At 68.9% G+C, this 16,307-nt stretch carries 17 protein-coding genes; 11 read left to right on the top strand and 6 right to left on the bottom strand.

Annotated elements, in window-relative coordinates; translation table 11 throughout:
• Nucleotides 1–93: 93 nt before the first annotated feature.
• Complete coding sequence (locus ACFY5D_RS07335; protein WP_387527054.1) at nt 94–1,269, top strand: MarP family serine protease; 1,176 nt, start codon at nt 94–96, stop codon at nt 1,267–1,269.
• 143 nt (nt 1,270–1,412) lie between these two features.
• Here the strand turns inward: ACFY5D_RS07335 and ACFY5D_RS07330 are convergent, their stop codons facing one another.
• From ACFY5D_RS07330 to acs, 5 genes are all read right to left on the bottom strand, one after another.
• Nucleotides 1,413–1,805 carry a hypothetical protein gene (locus tag ACFY5D_RS07330; RefSeq protein ID WP_387527051.1) on the bottom strand — a complete coding sequence of 131 codons (393 nt, stop codon included), beginning with the start codon at nt 1,803–1,805 and terminating at the stop codon, nt 1,413–1,415.
• Between the two features lie 135 nt (nt 1,806–1,940).
• Nucleotides 1,941–2,954: a DUF2332 domain-containing protein gene (locus ACFY5D_RS07325; RefSeq protein WP_387527049.1), complete on the bottom strand. Its 1,014-nt coding sequence runs from the start codon at nt 2,952–2,954 to the stop codon at nt 1,941–1,943.
• 151 nt (nt 2,955–3,105) lie between these two features.
• Nucleotides 3,106–3,411 (bottom strand): MmcQ/YjbR family DNA-binding protein, encoded by a 306-nt coding sequence (locus ACFY5D_RS07320; protein WP_387527047.1) that lies wholly within the window; start codon nt 3,409–3,411, stop codon nt 3,106–3,108.
• Nucleotides 3,412–3,482: 71 nt separating this feature from the next.
• A complete protein-coding gene (aroQ, locus tag ACFY5D_RS07315; RefSeq protein WP_387527045.1) occupies nt 3,483–3,935 on the bottom strand; it encodes a type II 3-dehydroquinate dehydratase in 453 nt (150 codons plus the stop codon).
• Between the two features lie 130 nt (nt 3,936–4,065).
• Nucleotides 4,066–6,048, bottom strand: coding sequence for an acetate--CoA ligase (gene acs / locus ACFY5D_RS07310; protein WP_387527042.1), 1,983 nt, complete (start codon nt 6,046–6,048; stop codon nt 4,066–4,068).
• A 413-nt stretch (nt 6,049–6,461) separates the two neighbouring features.
• Here acs and ACFY5D_RS07305 point away from each other — a divergent pair, with 413 nt between their 5' ends.
• The 3 genes from ACFY5D_RS07305 to ACFY5D_RS07295 are packed head-to-tail and all read left to right on the top strand — an operon-like array spanning nt 6,462 to nt 9,490.
• A complete protein-coding gene (locus tag ACFY5D_RS07305) occupies nt 6,462–7,988 on the top strand; it encodes a hypothetical protein (protein WP_387527040.1) in 1,527 nt (508 codons plus the stop codon).
• 3 nt (nt 7,989–7,991) lie between these two features.
• Nucleotides 7,992–8,777: an endonuclease III gene (gene nth, locus ACFY5D_RS07300; protein ID WP_387527037.1), complete on the top strand. Its 786-nt coding sequence runs from the start codon at nt 7,992–7,994 to the stop codon at nt 8,775–8,777.
• A complete protein-coding gene (locus ACFY5D_RS07295) occupies nt 8,774–9,490 on the top strand; it encodes an NUDIX hydrolase (protein ID WP_387527035.1) in 717 nt (238 codons plus the stop codon). The genes nth and ACFY5D_RS07295 overlap by 4 nt, the downstream gene beginning before the upstream one ends.
• Nucleotides 9,491–9,517: 27 nt before the next feature.
• Here ACFY5D_RS07295 and ACFY5D_RS07290 read toward each other — a convergent pair whose 3' ends face one another.
• Nucleotides 9,518–11,230, bottom strand: a complete 1,713-nt coding sequence (locus ACFY5D_RS07290; RefSeq protein WP_387527032.1) for a bifunctional 3'-5' exonuclease/DNA polymerase — start codon at nt 11,228–11,230, stop codon at nt 9,518–9,520.
• Nucleotides 11,231–11,398: 168 nt separating this feature from the next.
• On the opposite strand from ACFY5D_RS07290, the gene ACFY5D_RS07285 reads away from it, so the two are divergent.
• The 7 genes from ACFY5D_RS07285 to ACFY5D_RS07255 all read left to right on the top strand — a co-directional run bounded on the left by ACFY5D_RS07285 (nt 11,399) and on the right by ACFY5D_RS07255 (nt 16,304).
• Nucleotides 11,399–12,637 carry a hypothetical protein gene (locus tag ACFY5D_RS07285; RefSeq protein WP_387527029.1) on the top strand — a complete coding sequence of 413 codons (1,239 nt, stop codon included), beginning with the start codon at nt 11,399–11,401 and terminating at the stop codon, nt 12,635–12,637.
• Nucleotides 12,634–13,857: a TadA family conjugal transfer-associated ATPase gene (locus ACFY5D_RS07280; RefSeq protein WP_387527027.1), complete on the top strand. Its 1,224-nt coding sequence runs from the start codon at nt 12,634–12,636 to the stop codon at nt 13,855–13,857. Before ACFY5D_RS07285 ends, ACFY5D_RS07280 begins: the two co-directional genes overlap by 4 nt.
• The gene (locus tag ACFY5D_RS07275; protein ID WP_387527025.1) at nt 13,851–14,609 is read left to right on the top strand and encodes a type II secretion system F family protein; all 759 of its coding nucleotides are present in this window, start codon (nt 13,851–13,853) and stop codon (nt 14,607–14,609) included. The genes ACFY5D_RS07280 and ACFY5D_RS07275 overlap by 7 nt, the downstream gene beginning before the upstream one ends.
• Nucleotides 14,609–15,142, top strand: a complete 534-nt coding sequence (locus tag ACFY5D_RS07270) for a type II secretion system F family protein (RefSeq protein WP_387527619.1) — start codon at nt 14,609–14,611, stop codon at nt 15,140–15,142. Before ACFY5D_RS07275 ends, ACFY5D_RS07270 begins: the two co-directional genes overlap by 1 nt.
• A 195-nt stretch (nt 15,143–15,337) precedes the next feature.
• Nucleotides 15,338–15,538, top strand: a complete 201-nt coding sequence (locus tag ACFY5D_RS07265) for a DUF4244 domain-containing protein (RefSeq protein ID WP_387527022.1) — start codon at nt 15,338–15,340, stop codon at nt 15,536–15,538.
• Between the two features lie 11 nt (nt 15,539–15,549).
• Nucleotides 15,550–15,894 (top strand): TadE family type IV pilus minor pilin, encoded by a 345-nt coding sequence (locus ACFY5D_RS07260; RefSeq protein ID WP_387527019.1) that lies wholly within the window; start codon nt 15,550–15,552, stop codon nt 15,892–15,894.
• Nucleotides 15,891–16,304, top strand: a complete 414-nt coding sequence (locus tag ACFY5D_RS07255) for an Rv3654c family TadE-like protein (RefSeq protein WP_387527016.1) — start codon at nt 15,891–15,893, stop codon at nt 16,302–16,304. Before ACFY5D_RS07260 ends, ACFY5D_RS07255 begins: the two co-directional genes overlap by 4 nt.
• The last annotated feature ends 3 nt before the right edge of the window (nt 16,305–16,307 follow it).

Raw genomic sequence — 16,307 nt, 5'->3', positions numbered from 1 at the left:
GGCTAAACTCTGGACGATAGGCAGTTGCCGGATGCCAAGGGTTTGAGGCATTCGGGACGTATTGAGGGTGGGAGTCCGGACGCAATGTGGGGAATGACGTGGTTGGACCTGATACTCATCATTTCCTTGATCGGTTTTTTGGCCTCTGGCCTGCGTAAAGGCTTCTTTGTCACGCTTGGCGCCATTATTGGTTTCCTGGCCGGCGGCACGGCTGCGTTCTTTGGAATCCCGTTGGTCTCCACGTGGGTATCGAACCCCGGATGGCGCATTTTTTGGGTTGTAGCTTCCGGCGTGGTCTTCATTTTGATCGGCCAGGGCATCGGAATAGCCATTGGCTCGAGAATCCGCTTATGGCTGAACTTCCCGGTATTGAAGTCGTTTGACCGCATGTTGGGCGGCGTGGCCAACACTGTGATGGCCGCATTGGTCATTTCCGCCATCGCATTTTCGGCGGCAACCATGGGTATCCCGTGGGTATCCCAACAGGTTGCCGACTCCAAGGTCATCGGCACCATCCAGACCTTGACCCCCCAGCCCGTCACCAACCTCATCACCACCGCGCGGTCCGCGGTCATGGGACAAACCATCCCGGAACTCCTGGAACCATTCGCGCCCCAGGTGGCGGTTGAGGTCCCGGGGGAGACGTCGCTGAGTGCAGAGGTCAACGCCGCGGCCGGTTCCGTCGTCAAGATCATCGGTACCGCCTACGCCTGCGGTGTCAACCAATCGGGTTCCGGCTTTGCCGTGGCACCCGACCGCGTCATGACAAACGCCCACGTGGTCGCAGGGATCACCGAACCGTCGGTGACAACCATGGACGGCCAGGTACATTCCGCCCGCGTTGTGTACTTCGATTCCGTCTCCGACATCGCCATCTTGGCGGTGCCCGGCTTGGACGTGAAACCCCTCGAGCGTGGTGAAGACCTGGGACGCGGTGCAACAGCGGCGTTCCTCGGATTCCCCGGAGGCGGATCCTTCAAGGCCATGGGTGCCGTCGTCGAATCGCTGAGCACCATTTCCATCCAAAACATCTACGGTGCCGAGCCGGCGCCGCTGCGCATCTACCAGTTGGCAGGCGATGTCGAGCAGGGGAATTCCGGCGGACCGCTTCTTGATTCCAGGGGTCGTGTCGTCGGCATGATCTTCGCCAAGGCAAAGGGCGGCGCCCAGGTCGGCTACGCGCTGGCACTGGAAGAAATCGACAAGGCCTTCATCAACGCCCAGACCTTCCGCGAACCGGTGCCGACGGGCGCCTGCTCGTCCCACTAACAGCTGCCTCGGCGTTAAGTCGTGTCTCCCGAAGCATCGGCCAGATGCTGATGGTTTGGAGAACATCTCAGCCTCGGTAGGCGAGGGCGGGTGCGTCATCGGGAGGCGAACCCTTTCCGGTGGCCGCACAGATGCGCCAGGATCTAGTCGGGTGGCAGACGGTCGAAGCCAGCGTGCAGGTCGCGGACAATAACTGCTGCGTCGTCGCCCAGGAGCCTCGCCTTGGCTTGGAGCCGTGTCATGAGCTCGTCGGTCGGACGGCCAAACACTTCGATCGACCGCAGCTTGATGTACGGGGCAATGGGTAGGAATTTGGGTCCCGCTACCTCCATATGGAACTCCAATGACGCTACGTCCGGATGAAAGTGCAAGATGCTCATCATGGAACCATCCGCCGAGAAATAGACGCGGTAGGCGAGGACTCGGGGCTCATTCAACTCCACGAACGTGGCCAGCTCGATCGTGGCCGCCTTGAGCTCCTCGAGCCTTCCAGCCTGGACCTCGGAGGTATCCAGATAGGCGATGAAGTCATCCATGTCAGACCGGCCCTTCCTGTCCGCCTACGATCAATTTTCCCGCCAATTCATGAAGAAAGCAGCCGGTAGAGCCTCCGATTCTTCGCCGATGTTGCCGTGCCCGGTGAGAGGCCCGGCAGCATCGGGAGACATGCCCTACGTGCCGAAGATGGTCTCCAACCAATGGAGCTCGGCGCCGTGCTGGCCGGTGCGGGCCAACGGCACGCCGTCGAGTGCAAGCGTGAAGGAATTCTGGTCGGCAGATTCGTGGGAACGGCCCGCGGTGTCCACGAAGAAGATCTCGTTCGAGATCCAGCGGCAGTCCATGGCGGAAACCGTCGCGGCAAATCGCTTCCTGTCGGCCTCGTCGAGGTACATCAGGACCGCCGAGTGGAAAACCACGGGCACGGAACCCTCCGGCGCGGCCTCGACCAATTCCCGGATGCGGTCGTTCAGGTCGCCCGTCATCAAGGTCGGAGCCCCGGCGGTGGACCCGTAGGCGCCGGATTTCAACGCGCTGAGTGTTTCAAGCGCCTCATCGAGCTGCTTGAGCCGCTCTGTTTGACCGGGCCACACCAGCGAGCGCAACCAGGCAACGGTTTCCGGGTCGGTGCCGTCAAGGGGGTTCAGGTCCACCCCGGCGCGCCAGGCAATGTCCGGCAGCGCTGTGGGCAGCGGCGGGTTGCCGGTGGTACGGCAGTGAAGGAGCGGCGAACCAGACCCCAGCGGCGGGGCGCCGTCGAAAGAATACGAGTACAGGTCCGGCAGCAGGCACAGGCCCGCCGAGGGCCCGACCTCGATGAGTGCCAGCGGACGCCGCTCCTGGGCCGCGATCATGGAAAGCACCGGCAGCAGCGTGGCGCACCTGCCGGCCTCATTGGTTTGGGTCCGGTGGCTGAGCACGGTGCCGGCAACCTCCGGCCAGCGGGCGAGCATGAAGTCCCTGACGTCCTCGAAATCCCCGTCCCCGCTGCCCAGATAGCGGGCGGCGGCAAAGACCAGGTTTGGCTGGCGCTTGGGTTCGGGCAACTCCGCAACCAGGGCCAGCAGGTCCGGGTCGTTGGCCACGCCCGTTGCCCATTGGACGTAGAGCGGGCTGTGGCCGTGGAACCAGCGGCGCGCGTAGTCAAGGTAGAGGGAAACCGTGAATTCCGTTGCCTGGGTGCTCACGTTTCTGCCTCATTTCGCCGGATCCGATGGGTGTCTGCGATGTCGCATCCGCGTCCAGCTTCGCCCCGGACCACCCCGCGGCACAAGGGGGCATTTCCCCGCATGAAGGTTGCCGGCCCGCGGCAGGGCATTGGGCCACGGCGGAGCCAAATCAGCGTATGCCGCCGGCCAGCCGGTGCGACTCGACCAACAGCTCCTCCAGCTCCGACGGATCCACTCGCTCGAGCCTGACCAGCAGCAGCAACGGCGAACGCTCATGGTGCGGCGTCCAGAAATAGCTGTCGGGCTCCATGGCCGCGAGCGCTTCACGCTCGCCGCTCTTCACGGTGAGCACGCCGTCCTCCCAGATACGGGCCATGAGCGTTGTGGCGAACCAGGCGGGGCGTTGCCAGCTCAGTCTTTCGGTGACGCCGGGAAGTGCCAGGCATAGCCTGCGGACGTCGTCCTCGGTGCTCATGGCCACACTCTACCCAGCGGGCCGGCGCCCTCACAGGGGGCCGGCGCACTCGCAGGGGGCCGGCGGCCCGGCTACCTGGAGGCGATGTGGATGAGTTGCTGCACGCCCAGGGCATAGCCGTTGACCCCGGCCCCCACGATGATGGAGGCCGCAACGGGCGAAATGTAGGAGTGGTGGCGGAAGGCCTCGCGCTTGTGCACGTTGGAGATGTGGATCTCGATGACGGGCAGTTCCACGCCGGCGATGGCATCGGCCAGAGCGATGGAGGTGTGGGTGTAGGCGCCGGGGTTGAAGACGATGCCCGCGACGTTGCCGCGCGCTGCGTGGATGGCGTCGATGAGCACGCCCTCGTGGTTGGACTGCAGGAATTCGACGTCGAATCCGGCGGCAGCGGCGGCGTCCTCGCAGAGCACGCGCACGTCTTCCAGCGTCTCGCTGCCGTAGACCTCCGGTTCCCGGGTGCCCAGGAGGTTCAGGTTGGGCCCGTTGAGGACAAGGATTCTGCGGTTGCTGGATTCGCTCATGGTTCCACTGTAGCCAGCAATCGCTTCTCGGGCCCCGATTTCGGCCCCGTCGCGGCCTTGATGACGGGCGTTAAACGAGCAAGCGGGGCCGGGGTGGAAAACCCACCCCGGCCCCGCCCTTGTCGTGAAACTACTTGCGCATGGATTCGGCGATCTGCGTCATCACGGTGTTGTCGGCCAGCGTGGTGGCGTCGCCAACCTCGCGGCCCTCGGCGACGTCCTTGAGCAGGCGGCGCATGATCTTGCCCGAGCGGGTTTTGGGCAGTTCCGGGACCACCAGGATGTGGCGCGGCTTGGCGATCGGGCCGATGTCCTTGCCCACATGGGCCCGCAGCGTGGCGACGACGTCCTCGCCTTCGGGCGGTTCGACCTGCAGGATCACGAACGCGACCACGGCCTCGCCGGTGGTCTCGTCCTTGGCGCCGACCACGGCGGCCTCGGCGACCCACGGGTGGGCGACCAGCGAGGACTCGATCTCCGTGGTGGACAGGCGGTGCCCGGAGACGTTCATGACGTCGTCGACGCGTCCCAGCAGCCAGATGTCGCCGTCCTCGTCCTTCTTGGCGCCGTCGCCGGCGAAGTACATGTTCTCGAAGCGGGACCAGTAGGTGTCCTTGTAGCGGTCCATGTCGCCCCAGATGCCGCGCAGCATGGCCGGCCACGGGTCGCGGATGACCAGGAAGCCGCCCTCGCCGTTGGCCACCGAGTGGCCCATTTCGTCGACCACGTCGACGGTGATGCCGGGGACCGCGACCTGGGCCGAGCCCGGCTTGGTGGCGGTGAGGCCGGGGATCGGGGCGATCATGTGCGCGCCGGTCTCGGTCTGCCACCAGGTGTCCACGATCGGGGTCGGGTGTTCCTTGTGTTCGCCGTTCTTGCCGTTGTTGGAGCCGATGACGTCGCGGTACCACATCCACGCCTCGGGGTTGATGGGTTCGCCCACCGAGCCGAGCACGCGCAGGCTGGACAGGTCGTAGGAGTCCGGGATGCTCCGGCCCCACTTCATGAACGTGCGGATGGCGGTCGGTGCGGTGTAGAGGATGGTGACGCCGTACTTTTCGACGATCTCCCACCAGCGGCCCTGGTGCGGGGAGTCCGGGGTGCCCTCGTACATGACCTGGGTGGCGCCGTTGACCAGCGGCGCGTAGGTGACGTAGGAGTGGCCGGTGACCCAGCCGATGTCCGCGGTGCACCAGAACACGTCCGACTCCGGGTGCAGGTCGAAGGTGTCGCGGTGGGTGGCGGCGGCCTGGACCAGGTAGCCGCCGGTGGTGTGGACGATGCCCTTGGGCTTGCCGGTGGTGCCGGAGGTGTAGAGCACGAAGAGCGGGTGCTCCGAGTCGTGGCCCACGGCGGTGTGCTCGGCCGGCGCGGTCTCGACGACCTCGTGCCACCACTTGTCCAGGGGGGTCCAGGCGACGTCCTGGCCGTTGCGCTTGACCACCAGCACGTTCTGCACGGTGTGGCCCTCCGTGGCCAGGGCCTCGTCGACGGCCGGCTTCAGGGAGGAGGGCTTGCCGCGGCGCCAGGTGCCATCGGCGGTGACCACGAGCTTGGCCTCGGCGTCGTCGACGCGTGAGCGCAGCGCGTCGGCGGAGAAGCCGCCGAAGACGACCGAGTGGATGGCACCGATGCGGGCGCAGGCCAGCATGGTGATGACGGCCTCGGGGATCATCGGCAGGTAGACGGCCACGCGGTCGCCCTTGGCGACGCCCAGGGACTCGAAGGCGTTGGCGGCCTGCTTGACCGCCTCCGTCAGCTGCGCGTAGGTGTAGCTGCGGGTGTCGCCCGGCTCGCCCTCGAAGTGGATGGCCACGCGGTCGCCCAGGCCGTTCTCGACGTGGCGGTCCAGCGCGTTGTATGCGGCGTTGACCTTGCCGCCGACGAACCACTTGGCCACGGGGGCCTCGGACCAGTCGAGGGTTTCGGTGAAGTCGGTGTCCCAGGTGAGGGTGTTGCGGGCCTGGTCGGCCCAGTAACCCAGGCGGTCGGCCTTGGCTGCCTCGTACTGTTCCGGCTTGGCAATCGAATTCGCCACGAACTCTGCGCTTGGGGCGAACGAGCGGGTCTCGTGAGACAGGTTATCGAGCGTGGGGATATGGGTTTCCGACACCGGAGGAGTCCTTCCAACAACAGGGGTTTGCTTGTGAGTCAGATTACAGCCACCCACGTGGGCCGGGTGCGGCCCGTCACAATTATGACAGCAGAGGGTGCCGTTTGTGCGCCAAGCGGTCGCGGTGCGCGCCAAGTGGTTGCCGGGTTTGGGGGCGTGGCGGTGCACGGGCCGGAGGACCGCGGCCCCGTCGCTTTCCCGACACCTCCGCCGGTGCGGTGGCCAACGGGGGAAGAACGTGGGCTGCGCGGATAGGCTGTAGAAAGACCACTCGGTGGCGGCCGAAACATAGTGCAACTCTGATGTATGGCCCGTGGCCGGGGTGGTTGACTGGCAGCAACGATGAACAGAAGCGGGGTCCTCAGATGGAACAGGTGCACTTGGGAACACAAGACGGCAATGGTACGACCAAGGTGAAGAGTGTGGTTGGGCCGTTCACGCTGCGCGACACGGTGGTTGTCGTCGGCGCGGCGCTGGTGCTGGTCGGCTCCCTGGTTCCTATTTCCTGGACCAAGGCGCTTTCAGTGAACATGTGGATCTTTCCCGGCTTACCGTTCCACTTGCTGGTCACCCTGCTCATGCCGTTGGGTGTTGGCGTTGCGTTCGCCTGGCGCCGGTTCACCAAGCGCACCAGGGTGCGCGTGGGGTCGCTGAGCCTTGACCAGTTCGGGTCGATCATTTCGTTGATTTCCACCGCGTACTTCTTCAATTCCTACGTTGCAACGATGGCCCCTGCCTTCCTGCTGGGCTTCGTTGGTGCGTTGGCCATGGTTTGCGGCACCACGCTGGCCCGCTACTTCGGTGCGTTCCGCCCGGATTTTGTTCCCGGGGACGAGGCCGTGATCAGCAACGACGTCCGCCCCGTGGCCGTGAGCGCATCGAAGGCCGCATCCGCCGCCGCGACGGCAACCGCCGCAACCGCTGACGACTCCGAGGGCTTCGGCGCCAGCAGCGACCCCAAGGCGGGACCGTCCAAGCCCGTGGTTCCCAAGACCGCCGGCACACAGGTTCCGGAATCGTCCGCCGACGCGCAGCCGGTCAATGCCGCCGCGCCTGCAGGCGTCACCGTCGGCGCCGCCGCAGCAGCCACCCTGGCCGGAACGGCGGCCGCGGCGCAAGCAACCGCCGCAGCGCCCGCGAAGTCCGTCATCGACGAGCCGGTCGCCGCGGAATCCGAGGCCGAGGTGCCCGGGGCATCCTCCGTTGAGGCCCCTGCCGCCGCGGCCGTGAAGCAGGAAAGCACGGGAACCGGCGAATCCGCGGACACCCCTGCGACCTCCGACGAGCCCGCAGCCAAGCCCGAGCCGGCAGCCAAGAGCGAAGCCGCACCGTCCGCGTTTGAGAAGGCCGTGAGCGGGGCCGTAAATGAAGCCGCTAACGAACCGGCGGCCGCTTCCAAGGTGGCAGTGCCTGAGACCAACGACCCGGCCGAGTCCGACTTCCCGGAGGTCAGCCTGGTGCAGCAGGGTGCGGAAGCCGAGCCCGCCCCGGCAGCCACCGGACTGATCCCGGCGGCGGCACCGGACCTGGCGCGCGAGGAAGCCCCGCAGGCGGCTTCCCTGGCTAGCCACGCCGAACCCGCCACCTCCGCACACCCGGTCGCCCAGGCGGCCCCGCAGGCCACCGCGGCACTTTCCCGCGACGAGCTCGCCGCACAGATGAAGGCGGCCGCCGCCAGCCAATTGGCGCGGGACGACGAGCCCTTCGGAGCCCGCTCCGACGTGGCTGCCGAGGAGCCCGAATCCAGCAGCTTCTGGTTCGCGCTGAACCAGCCACGTCCCGTCTTCGACCCGAAGAGCGGTGCGCGGATCACCACGCTGCAGCCCGGCGTCTGGATCCTCTGCCTCGAGGACCGCGGGCAGGACTACCTGGTCAACCTCGACGGTGACCGCCCGGCCGTGCTGCGCGAGCTGGACAACCTGCAATTCCCGGAAAAGTAGCCGATGATGCGTGACGAGAGCACCCTGGGCCTCAAGCGCCGGGCCCGGAAGATCAACCGGGTGCTCGCCGAAACCTACCCGTACGCGGTCGCCGAACTCGACTTCGGCAACGCGTTCGAGCTGCTCGTCGCCACGGTGCTCTCGGCGCAGACCACCGATGTGCGGGTCAACGCGATCACCCCGGCGCTCTTCGCCAGGTACCCGGACGCGCTGGCGATGAGCCAGGCCCAGCCGGAGGAACTCCAAGAACTCATCCGCCCCACCGGTTTCTTCCGAGCCAAGGCGAACTCGCTGCTGGCCCTGTCCACCCGGATCGTCGACGAGTACGACGGGCTGGTGCCCGGCAGGCTCGAGGACCTGGTGACGCTGGCCGGCGTGGGGCGCAAGACCGCCAACGTGGTGCTCGGCAACGCGTTCGGGGTCCCCGGCATTACCGTCGACACCCACTTCATGCGCCTGGCCCGCCGCTTCGGCTGGACCGAGGAGAGCGACCCGGTGAAGATCGAGCAAGAGGTCGGCGCGCTCTTCGAGCCGAAGGACTGGACGATGCTCAGCCACCGGGTGGTCTTCCACGGTCGGCGGGTCTGCCATGCACGCAAGCCCGCCTGCGGGGCCTGCCCGCTGACCACGCTCTGCCCCTCCTACGGGGAGGGCGAGACCGACGAGGCCAAGGCCGCCAAGCTGCTGAAGTACGAGCTGGCGCCGGGACGCGGTGAACTGCTGGAGAAGATGCGCGCCGGTGCCACGCGCCGGGAGCTGCGGGCCCAGGGATACGGATTGGAAGCATGAGCGTACGCGAAGAACTTCTGGCGCTGATCGAGCGCAAGGCCGGCCCGGCGGATGCCGGGGCCGGGGATGCGACCAAGATGCCCGACAGCTGGGTGTTCAAGGACATCGACCCGGAGCGGGCGAGGCACGCGGCCGTGCTGATCCTCTTCGGACGGCTTGACGACGTGCCGGCGGCTAGCCAGGTCCCGTCCGTGCACGAGGACCTGGACGTGCTCTTCGTGACCCGCGCGGACACCCTGCGCAAGCACGCCGGCCAGGTCGCGTTCCCGGGCGGCAAGATCGACCCCGAGGACACGGACGCGATAGCCGCGGCCGTGCGGGAGGCGGAGGAGGAAACCGGGCTTGACCCCTCCGGCGTCGAAATCCTCGGGGCGCTGCCCGAGGCCGAGCTGCCGATCACGAACTTCATCGTCACCCCCGTGCTGGGTTGGTGGCACGCGCCCTCGGACGTCTTTGCCGTCGACCCCGCGGAGTCCTCCACGGTCTTCCGCGCCCCGGTGGCCGACCTGCTGGACCCGGCGAACCGGGTCACCGCCGTGGTCGAGCGCGACGGCTCCCGCTTCAGCGCCCCGGCCTTCGACGTGGAGGGCGGGTTCATCTGGGGCTTCACGGCCATCGTGCTGGATCGGATGTTCAACGACCTGGGCTGGACCGTGCCGTGGGACAGCACCCGCGAGGTGCCCGTCGGGGTCGTCCGGGGCAAGTCCTCCTAGCCCCGGCCCGGCGCCGCCGGGAAACCGCTACTTGGCCTGCTCGTAGGACTCCACGACGACCGCGGTGACCGGGAAGTCCACGGGGATCGGACCGAAGAGCAGGTCCGCGGCGGCCTTGGCCGATTCGTGGACCAGCCCGACGACCGTCTCGGCGTGCTCGGCCGGCACATGGAGCATGATCTCGTCGTGCAGGAAAAAGACGAGCGAGCCCAGGTCGGTGCCCGCGGCGGCCCCGGCGCGCAGCCGGCGGCGCAGCTCGCCCATCCAGCACAGCGCCCATTCGGCGGCCGTCGACTGGACGATGAAGTTCCGGGTGAAGCGGCCCCGGCTGCGGGCCTCCGCGAGCGCGGCGCGTGCCGATTCCTCCGAATCCGCGCGTTTCTGCGCGCGCAGCCAGGCCTCGGAGGCGGGGGGAGTGCCGCGGCCCAGGAACGACGAGACGTCCGCCCCGGCCTCGCCCTGCTGGGCTGCCCACTCGACCAGGCCCACGGCGCGCGGGTAGGTGGCCTTCAGCTTGGGCATCAGCCGCCCGGACTCGCCGGTGGTCGCCCCGTACATCGCCCCGAGCATCGCGACCTTGGCGTGGGCGCGGTCCCCGCCGAAACCGGCGTCGGCAATGCCCCGGTACAGGTCCTTGCCGCGGGCGGCGGACGCCAGCGCGGTGTCCCGGGAGAGCGCCGCCAGGATGCGCGGCTCCAGCTGCGCGGCGTCGGCGACGACCAGCGCCATGCCGGGGTCCGCCCGCACCGCCGAGCGGACCTGGTGCGGGATCTGTAGCGCCCCGCCGCCGTGCGAGGCCCAGCGTCCGGTCACCACCCCGCCGACCACGTACTCGGGCCGGAAGCGGCCGTTTGTGACCCAGCGGTCGACCCAGGCGTAGCCGTTGGCGCTGGCCAGCCGCGCGATCTTCTTGTAGGCCAGCAGCGGTTCGATCACCGGGTGCTTGAGCTCTGTCAGTTCCCAGGCCCTGGTGTTGGTCACGGAGATGCCCGCCTGGTTCATGGCGCGCAGCAGTTCCTGCGGGGAATCCGGGTTCAGGGCGGGGGCGCCGAGCAGCTCGCGGATCCGCACCGCGAGCCGCTCCATGTTCGGCGGGCGCACCCCGGCCGGGACGCGCGGCCCCAGGGCCTCCTCGAGCAGCCGGTGGTGCACCGCCACGTCCCAGGGGACCCCGGCATGGGTCATTTCGGCGCCGATCAGCGCGCCCGCGGACTCGGCGGCGATGAGCAGGCCCAGCCGCCTGCCGCGCTCGTCCTCCGCCACGGCGGCGCGCTGGGCCAGGAACTCGGCGAGCAGGTTCTCCAGGGCGCCGGAGTCGTCCTTGGGCTCGGAGAAGAGCTCGCCCTGGTTTTCGGAGACGCGCGCCGGCGGCAGCAGGTGGGCCGGGGCCACGGTGGAGGGATCCGGTTCCCGGCGCAGCGCGGTCAGGTAGTCGCTCGGCAGCGCGTGCGGGGCGTTGCGCAGGATGTTGCGGGTCAGCGTGAGGTCGTGGGCGCGGTTGACCTGGACGCCGGCGGCCAGCAGCCCCGGGTACCAGGCGTGCACCGAGTCGAAGACCCAGCGCGGGGAGCGCGATTCGAGTTCCGCGACCACCCGTGCCAGTCCGTCGCCATAGACCTGCACGGGGGGCAGCAGTGCGGCGCCCCGGGCGTCGACGAGCTGCACCAGCGCCGTGGCGGCACCGGCCTCAAGGTCCGGCTGGGAGATGGCGTGGGTGGCCACGATCGCGAATTGTTGCACGCTACATTCTCGCAGTTGGCTGCCACGACTTGGGACGGCGCGGGAAAAGCGGCGCAGGGCGCGGCGCGTCCGCGACTTTCCCGCACCGGGAACCCGGCGTTCCGTGCGGGCCCACAGCGTGCGCGTGGCCCGGCCGCCGGTCCCGGTCCGCGCCCCACACTGGGGTGCATGGAAGAGCAGAGACGGTTCGTCGCCGGCGCGCCCCGGAGACCGCAGCGCGGCGCCGGGGCAACCGAGTACCCCGCGCTGCGCGCCGCGCTGCAGCACCTGCAAGCGCAGGATCGGACCGGCGTGCCGGACGCATTCCCCGAACCGCGGACCGGACCTTGGGCGGAACCCCGGCCGGAACCGCGACCCGTGGCCCGGGAGTCGCAGTCCGCGCACTGCATCCTGCTCACCCGCGACGCGGCGCTGGCCCAGTCGATCGCGCTGATCGCCCTGGGTGCCGGGGTGCAGCTGGTCCAGTGCCGCGAGACCGAACAGGCGCGCACGCACCGGCAGGAGACCATCCTGGTCGGGCACGACTGCGCGGGGGAGGCCGCAAGCTTCTTTCCCGGGGCGCGGTTGGTGCTCACCGGGGTCCAGGAGCACCAGGACGTGCTCTGGCGTGCCGCGGCCCGCAGCCCCGGGGCCAGGGTTGCCGTGCTTCCGCAGGCGGCGGCTTGGCTGGGGGAGTACCTGGGCGAACTCGGGTTGAACGGCGGGGCCGCGCGCATCACGCTGCTGGCCGGCGGCTGCGGGGGAGCCGGCACCAGCACCCTTGCAGCGTTGCTTGCCGCCACCCACACGCTGGCCGGGCAGCGGACGCTGCTCATCGACGCGGACAGGACGTCCACGGGGCTGTGGCCGATGCTGCGCCCCAGGGAACCGGAAGGAATCGGCTGGGAGGACCTGGAGCACAGCCGCGGGGCGCTGGCCCCCGGGCAACTGGCGGAGATCCTGCCGCTGTCGCAGGGCAGTGCCGTGCTCTCCTGGGTGCGCCAACCGGGCAGCTTCGTGCCGGACGAATCGCTGGTGGTGTCGGTGCTGGCGGCCTCCCGGCGCATCTACGAACACATCGTCATCGACGCCGGCCGTCTGCCCGCGGTGCTGCCCGGGGTGCTTGCCCTCTGCGGGGAGCGGCTGCTTGTCATGCCCACCCGCTGCGCGTCGAATCGCGGTATCCCCGGGGCGGCCGGAGCCAACTGGTCCGTGGTGTTCACCGGCAGGCTGGAGGCCGGAACCGACACCCGGGCCCTGGCCCACGGGCTGGGCCTGCCGCTGGGCGGCTACCTGCCACGGCTCAAGCCCCTTGAACGCGCGGCCGCGGAGGGCCGGCTGATGGGCGTGCTGGCCCGCACCGCCCTGCGGCGCAGGATCGCCTCGCTGGGAGCGCCGGAGCGGGCGGCCCTGGACCGGGCGGCATGAGCACCCCGGAACGGCGCACCGGGCGCCGGCGCTGGGAACAGGGCCCGGAGGCCGGGCAGGCGGTGACCAGTCCGGAGGTCCTCGAGCAGGTGCGGCTGCGCGCCCTGGGCCGGGACGGGGGACTGAGCGAGGTGGATCTCGCCTCGGCCGTCCAGGCCACGGGCAGCGTCATCGGATCGCGCACCACCACCGAAATGGTCCAAAACCTCAGCCGGGACATCCACGGGCTGGGTTTGCTGGAGGAATTCGCCCGGCAGCCCGGGGTCACCGACGTGCTGGTCGACGGACAGGGCCGGATCTGGGTCGACGGGGCCGAAGGCTTGAAACCCAGCGGATCCGGCTTCTCCGACCCCGCAGCCCTGCGGGCCCTGGCCGTGCGCTTTGCGGCCGCCGCCGGGCGCAGGCTGGATGACGCACAACCCTTCGTGGACCTCACCTTGGGCAACTACCGGGTGCATGCGGTGTTGCCGCCGATCTCCACGGGCGGCACGCTGATCTCGGTGCGCGTGAAACGGACCGTGCGCCCGGAACTGGCCGTGCTGATCGACCCGGCCCGCCCCGATTGGTTGCAGGCGTTGCGAGCCATCGTCGCCGCCCGGCTGAACTTCCTGGTCAGCGGCGGCACGGGTGCCGGCAAGACCACGCTGCTGGCGGCCATGCTTGCCGGGGTGCCGGCAAACGAACGCATCATCGTTGTCGAGGACTCCGCGGAGCTCACGCCGCAACATCCCCACCTGATCGGCCTGCAGGCGCGCGGCGGCAACGTCGAGGGCGCCGGAGAGGTCGGCCTGAACATGCTGGTGCGCCAATCCCTGCGCATGCGGCCCGACCGTCTGGTCGTCGGCGAATGCCGGGGAGCGGAGATCGGTGACTTCCTGGGTGCCATGAACACGGGGCACGAGGGAGCCGCCGGGACGGTGCATGCCAACAGCGTCCAGGCAGTGCCGGCCCGGCTGCTCGCCATGGGCGCGCTGGCGAAGATGGACCCGCAGGCCACCACCCTGCAGACGGTGAGCGCCCTGGACCTGCTCATCCACGTGGCCAGGGACGCACGCACGGGCGTCCGGCACCCCGTGCAACTGGGGCGGCTGGTACTAAACCCCGCCGGAACGCTGGAGGTGCAGGTCATCTGCGAGCTCGGGGCGCCCGCCCAGGAATCCGAGGCGCTCGACTGGTTCCGCGGACGGTTGCAGTCCCGGGGAGCGGCCAGCCCATGGTGACGATCCTTTGTGCCACCATGCTGACGGGGCTTGCCGTCTGGCTCTTCCGGCGCCCGGGCGACGCAGGCCGGAACAAGGCAGGCCCGCGCAGCGTCGGCCGGGGCGCACCAGCGGACCCCGCCATCCGTGCCAGGGGATTCGGGTTCCCGCTCCGACGCCCGGCCCGCGACGAAGCGCACGAGGCGGAGGAGTACGGGAAACTCATCCGCCAGCTTTCGGCGTTGCTGCGTGCGGGCTGTTCCAACGCCGCTGCCCTGGAACTGCTGGAGAAAATCTGGGCCGATGACAGGGGAAGCGCCGGCGGCGACATCCACGCCGGGTGCGCCAGGGCGCTGACCCAAATGCGCACCGGAGGCACGCTGCGGGCGGGACTGGCGGAACACGCGGCCGCAAGCAATCACCGTTCCCGGCTGTGGGGGAGGCTGGCCTGGTGCTTCGCCATTTCGGAACAGTCGGGTGCCGCGCTGGCCGAGCTGCTCGACCAGCTCGCGGCGGAACTCGAGAACTCGGCCGACATGCGCCGGGCCCTGGATGCCGCGCTCGCCGGACCCCGGGCCACCAGCCGCCTGCTCACCTTCCTCCCGCTCGTGGGTCTTGGCCTGGGCCAGCTGCTGGGCATCAACCCGCTGGCGGTGCTCACCGTTCACCCCGTGGGCAGGCTGGCGCTGGTCGCCGGGGTGCTGCTGTGGCTGGCGAACCGCTGGTGGTGCCACCTGATGCTGGTGAAGATCGTGAGGCAGGTTCCCTCGTGATGGCTTACCTGGTGGCAGGGTTCTTGGCGGGCCTGGCTCTCTGGATGTGGTCGGGGAACCCGTCCGCCCGTTCCGCCGAGGCGGACCGCACCCGGCCTGAAGCGCCGCCCGCGGGGCCGCGCGAATCACCGTCGTTGGTGCTCGAAATGTGCGCAACGTTGTTGGAATCCGGGCTGCCGGTACGGTCGGTGCTGGAAATCGTGGGCGGGCACGTGCCCGGCTATGCGCCGCTGACGCGCGTTTCCCGGGCGCTGGAGTTGAACGTCGACTGGGAACGGGCCTGGCGCCAGGTGCCCGACGCGGTTCGGGAACTGGAGCCGTCGCTGCGCTTCACCCAGCTCAGCGGGGCACCTGCGGCCAAGCTCCTGCGTTCGGCGGCGGCCTCGGGGCGGAAGCGAGAGATCCGCGAGGCCGAGGCACGCGGCGCAGAGTTCGGCATCAAGCTCGTCATTCCACTGGGTCTGTGCGCGTTGCCGGCCTTTGTCTGCCTCGGAGTCGTTCCCATCGTCATCTCCCTGCTGCCGGACTTCTGAGCGCCTTTCCGTGGCTTCCCCGCACAGCGCAAACAGCGTGAACCGTCCGCCGGATATCCCCAACGCCGCACCGGCGGGGCCCGGCCCGGAAGCCGCGGCGCCAGACTCAAGGTGTGCGATTCCGGACCCAACGGCCGGAGCGCTCGTGAACAAGCAACACACCCAAAAATCGCAACAAGGAAAGGCAGGCAGCACATGGAACACGAGGTCGAGCTGGTATCGCCGGGGCACATCGATCTGCATGTCACCGGGGACGAGGATGGCAGCACCACGGCGGAATTTGCCATCGTCACGTTGGCGGCCGTGGCCTTCGCCGGGCTGCTGGTCAGCATTCTCTCCAGCGGCGATGTGCGCGGAATGCTCATGGGGCTGATCCGTCAGGCGCTGTCCTTCTAGGGACCATGGGCATGCCAACGCATCCGGAAGCCGGCAGCAGCACCGCGGAAGTCGCGGTGCTGCTGCCGGCCGTTGCACTGTTGCTCACGGTCGTGGCCGCCGCGGGAATGCTCGGCGGGGAACAAGTTCGGATCCAGCAGGCAGCAAGCGCCGCCGCGCGGGAATTGGCCCGCGGCACCGACGCGGGCGAAGCCATCGCCACTGCCCTGCGCATTGGCGGAACCGACCTGCACGTCACCCTGGGGTCGGGGGCCGGGTACGCAAAGGTGTTTGTCGCCTCCGGCGTGGCCCTGCCGCTGTTGGGAGAAATCCGTTTGACCGCGGAAGCATCGGCCAGGAAGGAAACCGAACCATGAGGCGGACAAGCGCTTCCGAGGCAGGCAGGGAGGCAGAGGAAGGCAACGGGACGGTGCTGATGGTCGCGGTCGTCTTCCTGGCGTTCTTCGCGCTGGTGGTGGTGCTCATGCTGTCCGCCACCGGCCATGCTGCGTCGAAGGCGGCCACGGCCGCGGACCTAGCAGCGCTGGCCGGTGCCGATGCCGCACGCTTCCTGGTGCCGGGCGAACCGTGTGCCGTTGCAGAGCAGGCTGCCCAGGCCAACCATGCAGTACTCACCGAATGCAGCAGGCAGGGAACCAGCGGCGAGATCGTGAAGATCGCCGTCAAGGTTCCGGTCGCGATGGTTGGCTGGCTTCCGCCGGTGGGCCATGCGGTTGCCGTGGCGCGGGCGGGCCCGCCGCCGCAGCCCTGGCGCTTGGCAGAGTAGGAC

The sequence above is a fragment of the Paeniglutamicibacter sp. NPDC012692 genome (genome assembly GCF_042901625.1).
Lineage (GTDB): Bacteria > Actinomycetota > Actinomycetes > Actinomycetales > Micrococcaceae > Paeniglutamicibacter.
The sequence above is the reverse complement of the archived record's forward strand: the minus strand, read 5'-3'. Positions and strand labels throughout refer to the sequence as shown.